At 32.4% G+C, this 11,132-nt stretch carries 9 protein-coding genes; 5 read left to right on the forward strand and 4 right to left on the reverse strand.

The window, feature by feature from the left end; translation table 11 throughout:
* The first annotated feature begins 1 nt into the window (after window position 1).
* Window positions 2-1,039, forward strand: coding sequence for an ABC transporter permease subunit (locus HYG85_RS18970; RefSeq protein WP_212690983.1), 1,038 nt, complete (start codon window positions 2-4; stop codon window positions 1,037-1,039).
* Window positions 1,029-2,300: an ABC transporter permease subunit gene (locus HYG85_RS18975; protein ID WP_212690984.1), complete on the forward strand. Its 1,272-nt coding sequence runs from the start codon at window positions 1,029-1,031 to the stop codon at window positions 2,298-2,300. The genes HYG85_RS18970 and HYG85_RS18975 overlap by 11 nt, the downstream gene beginning before the upstream one ends.
* Window positions 2,301-2,390: 90 nt before the next feature.
* Here the strand turns inward: HYG85_RS18975 and HYG85_RS18980 are convergent, their stop codons facing one another.
* Window positions 2,391-2,801 carry an FxsA family protein gene (locus tag HYG85_RS18980; protein ID WP_113671411.1) on the reverse strand — a complete coding sequence of 137 codons (411 nt, stop codon included), beginning with the start codon at window positions 2,799-2,801 and terminating at the stop codon, window positions 2,391-2,393.
* 81 nt (window positions 2,802-2,882) lie between these two features.
* Window positions 2,883-3,707 carry an AraC family transcriptional regulator gene (locus HYG85_RS18985; RefSeq protein WP_212690985.1) on the reverse strand — a complete coding sequence of 275 codons (825 nt, stop codon included), beginning with the start codon at window positions 3,705-3,707 and terminating at the stop codon, window positions 2,883-2,885.
* A 138-nt stretch (window positions 3,708-3,845) separates the two neighbouring features.
* Between HYG85_RS18985 and HYG85_RS18990 the strand changes: the two genes are divergently transcribed.
* On the forward strand, window positions 3,846-5,150 hold the full coding sequence (locus tag HYG85_RS18990) for a hypothetical protein (protein WP_212690986.1): 1,305 nt from the start codon (window positions 3,846-3,848) through the stop codon (window positions 5,148-5,150).
* A 51-nt stretch (window positions 5,151-5,201) separates the two neighbouring features.
* Here HYG85_RS18990 and HYG85_RS18995 read toward each other — a convergent pair whose 3' ends face one another.
* A complete protein-coding gene (locus HYG85_RS18995) occupies window positions 5,202-7,010 on the reverse strand; it encodes a cache domain-containing sensor histidine kinase (protein WP_212690987.1) in 1,809 nt (602 codons plus the stop codon).
* 2 nt (window positions 7,011-7,012) lie between these two features.
* Window positions 7,013-8,614, reverse strand: a complete 1,602-nt coding sequence (locus HYG85_RS19000; RefSeq protein WP_212690988.1) for a response regulator transcription factor — start codon at window positions 8,612-8,614, stop codon at window positions 7,013-7,015.
* Between the two features lie 213 nt (window positions 8,615-8,827).
* On the opposite strand from HYG85_RS19000, the gene HYG85_RS19005 reads away from it, so the two are divergent.
* Window positions 8,828-10,036, forward strand: coding sequence for a sugar ABC transporter substrate-binding protein (locus tag HYG85_RS19005; RefSeq protein ID WP_212690989.1), 1,209 nt, complete (start codon window positions 8,828-8,830; stop codon window positions 10,034-10,036).
* A 12-nt stretch (window positions 10,037-10,048) separates the two neighbouring features.
* Window positions 10,049-11,113 (forward strand): uroporphyrinogen decarboxylase family protein, encoded by a 1,065-nt coding sequence (locus tag HYG85_RS19010; protein ID WP_212690990.1) that lies wholly within the window; start codon window positions 10,049-10,051, stop codon window positions 11,111-11,113.
* The last annotated feature ends 19 nt before the right edge of the window (window positions 11,114-11,132 follow it).

Below are 11,132 nucleotides of genomic sequence, written 5' to 3' on the forward strand. Positions count from 1 at the left end.
AATGAAGACGGTGATTAATAAAATTGGTATCCCCAGATTAATTATCTCTATTCTATTTATCATTGTATTAGTAGCTGCTAAGTTTCAAGGACTGCCTATGAGTATGCTGTTAACTGATATAATAAAAAGATTTGGTATGTATGGAATATTGGTATTAGCCATGGTTCCTTCAATTCAATCTGGTGTAGGACCTAATTTCGCCCTGCCTATTGGAATTTTATGTGGATTGATGGGAGCAGTTTTAAGCGTTGAATTCGGTTTTGTGGGGGTCGTTGCTTTGATTGCTGCAATATTATTCGCTATACCAATAGCACTACTGATTGGATATTTATATGGAAAGCTTCTTAATGTGGTAAAAGGTTCTGAAATGACTATAGCTACATATACAGGGTTTTCCATGGTTCAATTAATGTGTATAGCATGGATAGCCTTACCCTTCAGTAACAAGAAAATGGTTTGGCCTATAGGTAAAGGACTTAGAAACACATTTACATTAGATACCACTTTTGGTCATATATTGAATAATTTTTGGGATTTTCATATTGGTGGTGTACATATTCCTACAGGATTAATATTATTCTTCCTATTAATGTGCTTCTTGGTATTTCTGTTTACTAAGAGTAAAACAGGTATTGTTATTCTTGCAGCAGGTATGAATCCTAATTTTGCCGAGGCATCTGGCGTCAATATAAATAGAGGAAGGATCATAGCAAATATGCTGTCAACTGTTCTTGGAGCAATTGGTATAATCATATATTCCTCAAGCTACGGATTTGTACAACTATATGGCGCACCTCTTATGATGGCTTTTCCAGCTGTAGCAGCAATACTAATAGGTGGCGCAACTGCTAAAAGAGCAAAAATATCACATGTCATTATAGGGGTTCTACTATTCCAAGGGCTATTAGCTAGTTCTATGCCTGTAGCTAACGAAATGTTTCCTGAAGGAAATGTCTCTGAGATGATAAGAATGGTAGTTCAGAATGGGATAATTCTATATGCTTTAACTAAGGTGAAAGGGGGTAAATATGTTGGCTAGATTCTTTAATAAGGCGTCAATCAAGCAGTTGGTTCTAAGTAATATTGTATCTATTATTTTTATTGCGCTTTCACTTATTGGCATGATGTTATCAGAACTTAATTCAGTATATATCTTCAATGAATTGATAAATAGGATATCAAGAAACTCATTTCTGGTATTATCCTTGTTAATACCAATCTTAGCAGGTCTTGGACTTAACTTTGGATTAGTAATAGGAGCCATGGCAGGACAATTATCAATTATAGCAGTCACTTATTGGCAGGTAGAAGGGATTATAGGTTTTTTACTATGTATAGTTTTGGCATTACCAATCTCCATATTGTTGGGATATTTGACTGGAAGATTATTCAATGCTACAAAAGGACAAGAAATGATTGCAGGACTTATAGTCAGTTTCTTTGCTAATGGCTTATATCAATTCTTACTCCTTGTCATGGTGGGTACTGCTATTCCTATGAGTAATAATGTTATGATAAAACCTGATGGAATAGGGTTAAGGAATACCATAGCTCTCAATGGTGTTAATGGAAATGGAGGTATAAAATATGCTTTAGATGGAATCTTTCGGCTAAATTTATTCTATTTCATCATTATTCTAGCAGTATTATTAATTATTTATTCATTATATAATCTAGAGAGAATTAAAAAAGATAGAATAGTCAAGAAGTCAAAAGAAACTTATACAGTATATGTAGTGGCAAGTATAGTATTGATTGTTATCAGTGTACTAATATTATTAGGTGATAATATGTACAAGAATCTCAAGATTCCACTTATTACATGGATTGTTATAGCTGTTTTATGCTTGTTCAACAAGCTCATAATGAGAACTAAGATTGGTCAGAACTTCAGAACAGTAGGTCACAGTCAGCATATTGCCAAGGTAGCCGGTATAAATGTTAATAGAACCAGAATACAAGCTGTAATAATCTCAACAGTCCTTGCTTCATGGGGACAAATAATATTTTTACAGAATATAGGTACAATGAATACATACGGCAGTCATATGCAGGTGGCTATGTTCTCAATAGCAGCGATATTGATAGGTGGTGCTTCAGTAACCAATGCTAAGATTAGTCATGCAATCACTGGAGTTGTGTTGTTCCACATGATATTCATTGTTTCTCCAACAGCAGGTAAAGCACTATTTGGAGATGCTCAGATTGGCGAGTTCTTCAGAGCATTTGTAGTATATGGGGTAATAGGTGTATCACTTGGATTACATGCTTGGAAGAAGTATAAACTAGGTAAGATGTAAAAAACATTATAATAAATAGATTATACAATAATGAAGGGGCGTCTCATAATACATTCAATATAAATAATGTATCATGAAACAGCCCCTAACTTAGAATTTGTTCGATGTATATATGTTAATACTCCCTGCATCAAATTTTTTTCGGAAATATGTTTTAATGAAATTAACATAAAAGGTTCTTGTTAATGGTAACAGTAAACTGAATCCAAGCAAATCTGTTATGATCCCTGGAGTCACTAATAAAATACCGCCTATCAAAACACATAATCCGTGTAGTAGTTCATTACCAGGCATACGGCCACTATTACTTTCATATTGTATATTCTGAATTACAGCCCTTCCTTGGTGTTTAGCAAAATAAGCACCTATTATACCTGTAATGACTATTATAAGTAATGTAATGCCAGCAGATGTTATGTTAGCCAGCTTCAATAATATATATAACTCAACAAATGGTACTATTGTAAAGATTAAAAGTAATTTTCCAAATGTAAATTTCATTTTCAATCCCTCATTTCTTTCTTATTAGTATAAACCAAAATAATGAACAGTATATGAATAAATCTTGAATCCTTTATTAATTTAAGGTAATATTATCAATTTCCTATATTGTGAAGGTGTCTTGTTAAAATTCCTTTTGAATATTTTAGAAAAGTAAAATTGGTTACAGAAACCTAGTTTGTTGGCAATATCATTGATGGTTAATTCTGTTTCCCTAAGGAGACTACATGCTTCATCTAATCTTTTTTTCATAATATATTGCTGAGGAGTTATATTAAAATTTTTCTTGAACAATCTTAGAAAATATATAGGGTTGAGATAAACTTTTCCTGCAATCTCTTCTAGAGTTAATGTCCTATCATAATTATTGTTAATAAAATCTATGGAAGGTTTCAGTTTTTCATATTCAACGTAGGATATGTTATCAACCAGTTCCTTCTGGTTTTCCATCATATCTGATATCAAAAGGAGAATAAAAGAATTAATATATATAGGCAAACTTAGAGGTGCTGTATCCAACACGTTGTTTCTAGCGCTTCTGGGATTATCAAATAACTCAGGAATACTTTTGTAGTTAATAGTATCTACTATTTTGCTGCTTTTCTCCCAACAATAAACAGGAGGAAGGTAATCCAATATCTTATTCAAAAATAGTGAGCTAGGCAGAAAATGTATCCAATATACGTCCATATATTCAGGACAAATCTGTTCTTGAAGTTTATATCCATTAATAAAGTATACATTACCTTCAATAATATTATAGATATCATCATCTAACATGAGATTGACTTTTCCATGAACAGGAAAATATATCTTGTAACAATTATCTTTGGTAACCTTGGAATTCCATTTGGGGGAACAATTATTAAATCCTCCACTTATAATTTTAATTTTAAGATTATCCACATAAACAACTCCTTAAGTTAATAATATGTATATATTGGTTTAGATTATTAATTCACAATCAGTAAAGTATATTATATTATTAGTATAAATAGTGAATTGCTAAAAGTCAATATTATATATATTAAGGAGGAGATTCATATGTTGCATGATCCAAGTCATCATACTATGCCACCTGTAGCACAAGAGATTATACTCAAGGAGAAAGATAAAGAGGTATTAAGAAAACTTGGGGCAAGGATTGCAGAGATTTCATCTTTGCCAATACATAAAGAAAAAGCTGTATTATGGACGAAACTCAATGATCTTGATTCTGCTAGACCAATGGTATGGATTAACGAGATACCTTGGCATGAAATGAATGTGAACGATGAATTGACATTACAATGTGAACATGAGTGGGCAAGGAATCTTGAGGATACTTTAAGAAAGACTATTTATCAATGGAATCATATGCCGGGAGATATGATTGTTAATCCTTATATTGAATGTCCATTGGTTATTCATAGTACTGATTTTGGTATTAAAGAAGAAGTGGATGTCATAAAAACTGATGAAGCCAATGGAATATATTCAAGGCATTTCAAAATCCAGATAAAAGAACCTGAAGATATAGAAAAAATCAAGTTGCCAAAAATAACTCATAATAAAGAAGCTACAGAATATGCGTATAAAGCTATGTGTGATATATTTGAAGGCATAATTCCTGTGAAGAAAGCAGGACAGACACATATATGGTTCACCCCATGGGATTATCTAATCAGATGGTGGGGTGTCCAGGAAGCAATGATGGATTTGGTAATGAGACCAAATATGGTTCATGATGCAGTAGAAAAGATGGTTGATGCTTGGATGGTTGAATTAGACCAATTTGTAGAACAGAATCTATTATCACTTGATTGTAATAACACAAGAATCGGTTCAGGTGGTTATGGCTATATAAGTTCTCTTCCAGGCAAAGATTATGACCCTGATTATGTAAAACCACATAATATGTGGGGATGTTCTAACGCACAGATATTCAGTGAAGTATCTCCCGAGATGCATTGGGAATTTGCCATAGAACATGATATGAGATGGTTAAGCAGATGGGGTCATACTTATTACGGATGCTGTGAGCCTCTAGATAGAAAGATGGATCTCCTAAGAAAAATACCAAATCTCAGGAAGCTATCTGTGAGTCCATGGTGTAATATTGATAGAATAATCGAAGAGGTGCAAACCGATTATGTTATGAGTAGAAAAGTAAATCCTGCAATATTTATTGAAAATAATTGGTCCTTGAAACAAGCCGAAAAAGAAATAAGAGAATTCATGGACAGGACAGAAAGAAAATGCCATGTAGAACTTATTATGAAGGATATATCCACTGTCAATTATCACCCAGAAAGACTTTGGGAATGGGAAAAGATAGCTATGAGAATAGCTGAGGAATATAGTAATTAATAGATTGACGCTGTTTGGCTATGAAACCATACAGCGTCAATCTACTTGCGGTTAATCTTCTATTAGAGGTAAATCAATGTAAACTGTTGTACCAACAGAAATAGTACTTTCATATCTAAGACCATATTGATTTCCAAAGTATAGTTTTATTCTTTCATTGACATTATGTACGCCAATACCAGAACTAAGGCGTCCATCGGTTTTATAAGAAGGAGATAATATTCTGGTACAGGTCTCAGAGTCCATTCCTATACCGTCATCAGTTATTGTAATTAACAATTTTTTATCATTGATACAGCAATTGATACTGATGTTACCTTTACCTCTTTTATTTTTTATTCCATGATAGATAGAATTCTCAACTATGGGTTGAAGGATAAGTTTTATGGTTTTATAACGTAATACTTCTGGTTTTACTGATACTGAATAGTCAAATTTGTCAGTATACCTCATGCTTTGAATAAATAGGTAATTCCTTACATGTTCAATTTCAGAAGATAGAGGTATGATATCATTGCCTTTACTAAGGCTTATTCTAAAAAGTTTAGATAAGGATTCAGTCATAGGAACAATATTATCGTTTTTGCTTTCTGCCATCCATATTATTGAATCAAGTGTATTATAAAGAAAATGAGGATTTATCTGAGCTTGAAGGGTTTTCAATTCAAGCTTGCGTTTTTGTTCTTGGTCTGATATTACTTGCTGCATCAACTTTTCAATCTGAGATAACATACCATTGAAACTAGAGGACAATATACCTATTTCATCTTTTGATTTTATATTTGACCTGATAGTAAGATTTCCTTCTGTAGCCTCAGCCATACATTTTCGCAAGTTGAGTATTGGTTTTGTTATTGCAGTTGATAGGATATAGGTTATTACAAGTGCTAATATCAGAGATAATAGTCCCATTGAAAGAATAATGTTCTTAATATGCTCAGCATCCTCGGTAATAGATTTGTATGGAGTTGCAGCTACTATATACCAATTAGCATTACTCATATATTTTGATACGATTTGATATTTTTCATCATATATTGTATCAGTGAAGATATTAATCTTATTATTAGTTAGTTTAGGTAATATGTTGGTTACATCCTTCTCCAATGAAGTTAATTTTTTGCTGTTAGTAATGTTATTATCAGGTTGATAGATTATTTCTCCATTATCGTTGACGATGAATATGAATCCGTTCTTATATAATATTTCTGATTCACAGAACTTCTTTAATTCTGATAGATTGACACTTATATGTATAACTCCTGTCTTTTTTAGTCCGTCATATCTTTGGATGGTTCTATTAACCGAGAATACATTGATTTCTGGAGTATGTAAGTACTCTTGTTTGTGAGGACCTGATATCTTAGGGGTTACGCCTGATTCTAATATGTTTTTGTACCATAACTGATTTTTATAATCATAATTGGTGTTAAGGTCAAGATGGGTGCTTTTGAAAACTGATAGTTTATCATTATCAAAAATCAGTATGGAGTCAATATCACTTCTAGAAGTTATAATATTCGATAGGAATTCCAGTGTACGCTGAAAACTATCAGATGAATCAATACTATAATAAGAATCATGTTTGTTAAGGTATTTTTGGACATATTGATTATAAGCAATTATATTAGAAATATACTTGAGCTGATAGATGTACTCATCCAGATTGACAACAAGTGATGAAGTAACTTTCTTGGAATAATCAATATTATTATTAAGTAGCTTATGATTATATTTGCTAAGTGCAAAGATAAGTGTTGAACTTATTAATGAAATAATAACCAAAGAAAATGATAATAGTATTTTTGTACGTATACTGATATATCTAATTTTCTCAAGATATTTTTTAGTTATTACCATCACTATTCCTCCAAGGATTTTCTATAGTCGGTAGGTGATTTGCCAGTGTATTTTCTAAAGGAAACACTAAAATAATGAGGGTTGGAAAATCCAACTAGATGAGCTATCTCATAAGTCTTGAAATTAGTTGATTTTATTAAATGTATAGCTTTATCCATTCTCTTATTAATCAGGTAAGTCTTAAAATTGATTCCAGTTTCTTTCTTGAACAGAGAACTTAAGTAAACGGAACTTACAGAGGCATAATCAGCAGCTGAGTTAAGGGAAAGTTCTTCTTGTTCATAATTGTTGTCGATATAGTCTTTTACTTTTGCTATGATATTATAATTACTATTGTTTCTGGTCAATGCCAATTTTTCAGATGCTTGTATACAAAAAGATTGAACGTTTGCAACAATGGCATCTATTGTATCCATTTTTTCAATAGTATCATATAGAGATATACCTTCTTCCCATGTAGAGGAAGAAACATCACTGGTTTTAACTACTACTTTCAAAATGCTTGTAATTATTTCTATAAATATGAGCTTGATATTAACCCATGTCAGGGTTTCTTGATTTTTTAATAAAGTAGATATGTTGGATAATGTCTGTTTGATGCTATTTACTTCACCAGCTTTTATTGCTTCCAATAAATATCCGCTGGTATCAAAAGGATAATAGAATTCTGGTTGAATATAATCAAGGTCGTTTATATCATAGGTATTATTCTTTCCTAATGTATACTTACATTCAAGTGCAGATAAAGCTTCTGTATAAGATGAATAGAGTCTATATATACTATCTACAGTTATTCCTATTGAAGAGGTTAAAGGTATGTTAAGATGATAATTAACGTTGTTTTGTATCACTTGAAGTGTAACCGATATGATGCTACGATTTTCCATAGAGGTTAGATATTCACTGCTGTTGAAAACAATTATTATTCTATTATTATTATCAGAAAACACATAATAGCTTTTTCCTATTGTATCGTAGATTATATTTTTTACTGCAAAATAGTATATCTCAGAATCTTTGGGAAGGATACTATTCAGATCTGGTTCTACTACACATATTGTATATGGTGCAAGGTTGAATTCTATTCCAAGAGAATATAGGCGGTCGATTATCCTATCATTATTGCCAGGAGTACATATAAGCATATTCAATAATCTTTCACGCAATAAAGGAAGACTTTGATGCAATTGAGTTTTCATCTTCGTCAGGTAATTACGGTGGTCATTTTCTAGATTTATTTCTTTGCATAGGTGAGCAATTTTATTATATAGAGTTTTTGCACCTATTGGTTTCAAGATATAGTCTTTTACTCCAAGAGCAATAGCATCTTGAGCTAATTCAAATTCATCATAGCCGCTTAGAATAACTATATAGGATGTAGGAAGATATTTTCTGACCTGCTTGGTTAATTCAAGACCATCCATAAAAGGCATTTTGATATCTGTAAGTATAAGATTAGGTTTTTTGTCTAATGCTATTTCTAGAGCTTGTTCTCCGTCTTCAGCTTCATATACTTCGGTGAATCCAAGAGAATGCCAATCAATGATAGTACTTATAGAGGAACGAACCAATTTTTCATCATCGACAATCAAAAGTTTATACATATAGTGTCCCACCTTTTTGTCTTAGTTTTAAGAACTTAAAAAAAGCATATCATCATAGAGTCAAAAAATCAATATGCTTACGAGTATTGTTAATAAATGGACCAAAACATCTTAAGAAATTGAATTAACTTTTTCTTGTAAGGGAATTATAATGTATCTATCGTAAGTGATGTGCTAATATTAACAATAACAATACTTTTAAGGAGGAGTTTTTTGAAAAAATTATTAGCACTTGTTATAACAATCTTTCTTTCAGTTACTTTATTTAATGGTTGCAAATATAATGATGATATCTACAAAAACGATAACAATTTTTCTGAAAATAATCAATCAGCAAATGATGGTAATGCAGATTTGCAGGTTGATATATCAAATTTGAAGTCCTATGATGGACAGTTACTTATTTATCCAACAAAAATAAAAGAAATACCCGAAAGACCTACTAATCCTGAATTATTGCCTTTAGCTGATCCTATGCATTGGTATGATATTAGATTTCCTGGGTGGGTACAAGACAAAATCAATATACCATCCTCTCCTGGTGATGGAGCTAAGGGTAAGAAAATATATGTAATCGTCACTAGTGAACATCCTTATTGGACAGCTGTTGGTATAGGAGCTAAAAAGGTAGCAGATGCATATGGTATAGATTTTAGAATGTTAAATCCAAATGGAGATTTATTGAAGCAGAATCAATTAATAGATGATGCAATAAATGATGGCGCTGACATGATTATATTAGCTGCCATTGATAAAAAAGAAGCGGTATCTCAAGCTATAAGAATCAATGAAAAAGGTATTCCACTAATCTTTTTCAATACACTGCCAGAATCTCAAGCGTTAAAGTATTGTCTTGCATGGACTGGACCAGATGATTGGGGAAACTTTCGTATGTTAGCAAGGGTTATGGCTGATGAATTGGACAAAGAAGGTGGTGTCTGTTATCTAAGGCATACACCGGTAGGCGGTTCACCTTATTATGCAAGGAATTGGGGACCTATTACGGAATTTAGAGAGTATGCACCTGATATTAAGTCACTTGATAGTAAGGATTGTGATTTTGATTATGATATGTCCAAGGAAATAGTGAAGAATTGGATTGATGAATATGGTGATGAAATAAAAGGTATCGTTTGTAGTGATGATTCGATACAAGCAATCGGCGCTATTGATGCCTGTAAGGAAACAGGAAGAAGTGACATAGTCATTGTAGCATCAGGTAATGGAAAAAATGGAATGGATGCGGTTAAGAAAGGGGATTTGTTCGCTATAACCTATCAATCAGCAGAAGCAGATGGGGCACTTCCTATAAAGGTTGCAGCTGATTGGTTTAATGGAAAAAAGATAAATGATATCTATTATCTATCTAGTAACATCATAACTGAAGAAAATGTAGATAAATATATGCCTGCTCAATGGTAAGGGAGGGATTTTATGACTTCAAAGGAAAGAGCATTAGCTCCAATTAAGAATAAGACTATGGATAGATTTCCAATGTGGTATGGTGGTGATCCAAAGACCACTGAAAATATTGTTGCAGCTCTAGGGGCAAAAGATGAAAATGAAGCATTGTACGATATATTAGATATTGATTATAAAACTATCAGACCTGAATATGTTGGTAAGCCTTACAAGACATACGAAGATGGAAGTTTTGATACTGATTGGGGTATACGAAGAGCAGGGCTTCATTACGGGCAAGCAATTACACATCCCCTAGCATACGCTAAGTCCGTTAAAGACATCATGGATTATCCTTATCCTGATATTGATGATTATGATTGTAAAATCACAGAAAAGCAATTGCGTGAAGCAGAAGGATATACAATCATCGGTGGAACTTGGTCTCCTTTTTTTCATGATGCTACTGAATTGATTGGTATGGAAGATTTTTTTATCAAAATGTACACAGATGAAAAAGTCATAGACACTCTTGTTGGAAAATGTTTCGATTTCTATTACGAATTAACCAAAAGAAGCTTTGAACAAAATCCTGGAGTGATTGATATGTTTTTCATGGGTAATGATTTCGGAACACAACGTTCATTATTATTATCTCCAGAGATGTGGAGAAAATATTTTAAACCTAGGATAAGGAAAATAGTTGATTTAGCCCATAGTAATAATGCGGTAACTGCTGTTCACTCCTGTGGAGCAATAAGAAAACTTATTCCAGATTTAATAGATGTTGGTTTTGATGCAGTTAATCCTATACAGGTCAATGCTTCTGATATGGACCCGCAAGAGTTGATGGATGAATTTGGTAATGATATAACCTTTTTTGGTGGTATTGATGAGAATGATATCCTATTAAATCAATCCGAAGAGAGAGTTAGAGAAGAAACAAAAAGGATAATTGATATATTAGGCAGGAAAGGTAAATATATTGTTGCAGCTTCTCATGATTATCTATTACCGGAAGTTCCAGCAAAAAATATAATCGCCATGTTTGATGAAGCAAAAAAATATGGTTTGGGAGAATTCGGCAGGATAAGTTAATTAAATATAAGAAAGTGGG

This window comes from Vallitalea guaymasensis (genome assembly GCF_018141425.1).
GTDB lineage: Bacteria > Bacillota > Clostridia > Lachnospirales > Vallitaleaceae > Vallitalea > Vallitalea guaymasensis.

Coding starts and splice junctions, on each gene's coding strand:
- HYG85_RS18970 (WP_212690983.1), top strand. CDS start 2: ATGAAGACGGTGATTAATAAAATTGGTATCCCCAGATTAATTATCTCT.
- HYG85_RS19000 (WP_212690988.1), bottom strand. CDS start 8,614: ATGTATAAACTTTTGATTGTCGATGATGAAAAATTGGTTCGTTCCTCT.
- HYG85_RS19010 (WP_212690990.1), top strand. CDS start 10,049: ATGACTTCAAAGGAAAGAGCATTAGCTCCAATTAAGAATAAGACTATG.
- HYG85_RS18980 (WP_113671411.1), bottom strand. CDS start 2,801: ATGAAATTTACATTTGGAAAATTACTTTTAATCTTTACAATAGTACCA.
- HYG85_RS18995 (WP_212690987.1), bottom strand. CDS start 7,010: ATGGTAATAACTAAAAAATATCTTGAGAAAATTAGATATATCAGTATA.
- HYG85_RS18990 (WP_212690986.1), top strand. CDS start 3,846: ATGTTGCATGATCCAAGTCATCATACTATGCCACCTGTAGCACAAGAG.
- HYG85_RS18975 (WP_212690984.1), top strand. CDS start 1,029: ATGTTGGCTAGATTCTTTAATAAGGCGTCAATCAAGCAGTTGGTTCTA.